1 protein-coding gene is annotated in these 1,075 nt (G+C 74.5%); it reads left to right on the top strand.

Translation table 11 applies throughout. The annotated features are described in order from the left end of the window. On the top strand, positions 1-1,075 hold a 1,075-nt coding region (locus B8460_RS19050), incomplete at both ends, for an allophanate hydrolase (protein ID WP_048863204.1).

Below are 1,075 nucleotides of genomic sequence, written 5' to 3'. Positions count from 1 at the left end.
AGGGGCCGCGCGGCCGGCCGCTGTTCGGCGTGCCGGTCGCGGTCAAGGACAACATCGACGTCGCCGGGCTGCCGACCACCGCCGCCTGTCCGGCCTATGCCTACACCCCGGCCGCCGACGCGGAGGCGGTGGCGCGGCTGGTCGCGGCCGGCGCCATCGTGGTGGGCAAGACCAATCTCGATCAGTTCGCGACCGGGCTGGTCGGCGTGCGCAGCCCCTATGGCGTGCCGCGCAACGCCCATTCGGCGGCGCATGTGCCGGGCGGCTCGTCCTCCGGCTCCGCCGTCGCCGTCGCGGCCGGGATCGTGCCGCTTGCGCTCGGCACCGATACCGCCGGCTCCGGCCGTGTGCCGGCCATGTTCGGCAACATCGTCGGGCTGAAGCCCACGGTGGGCGCCGTCTCGTCGCGCGGCATGGTGCCGGCCTGCCGGTCGATCGACACGATTTCGGTCTTCGCCGCCACCGTGGACGCGGCCCTGGCCTGTATGCGCGTCATCGCGGCGGCGGATGCCGCGGACCGTTACAGCCGCGCGGCCCCGTTCGCCCATCTGCGCCGCGGCGCCCTGCCGGCGCGGCCGCGGATCGGGGTGATCGATCCCAGGCCGCATTGCGCGCCCTGGGTCGCGGTCGCCTATGGCGAGGCGGCGGCGGCGTTCGACCCGGTGCCGGTCGATCTGGCGCCGTTCCTCGACATCGCGCGGCTGCTCTATGACGGCCCCTGGGTCGCCGAGCGGACGGCGGCGCTGCGCGACTTCGTGGAGGCGCGGCCGGAGGCGCTGCATCCGACCACCCGCGCCATCATCGAGGGCGGGTTTGGCCGCCGCACCGTCGATGCCTTCGACGCTTTCCACCGGCTGGCCGAGGCACGGCGCCTCGCGCGCGCCCTGTTTGCCGGGATCGACGCGCTGCTGCTGCCGACCGCGCCCTATACGCCGACGCTCGCGGAGCTGGAGGCCGACCCGATCGGGCCGAACAGCCGCCTCGGCACCTTCACCAACTTCGTCAATCTCTGCGACCTCGCCGGCTTCGCGGTGCCAGCCGGCTTCGCGCCCGGCGGTCTGCCGATCGGTGTCAC

Origin of the sequence: Acidisphaera rubrifaciens HS-AP3 (assembly GCF_000964365.1) — a bacterium.
In the GTDB taxonomy this organism is placed as follows: domain Bacteria; phylum Pseudomonadota; class Alphaproteobacteria; order Acetobacterales; family Acetobacteraceae; genus Acidisphaera; species Acidisphaera rubrifaciens.
The sequence above is the reverse complement of the archived record's forward strand: the minus strand, read 5'-3'. Positions and strand labels throughout refer to the sequence as shown.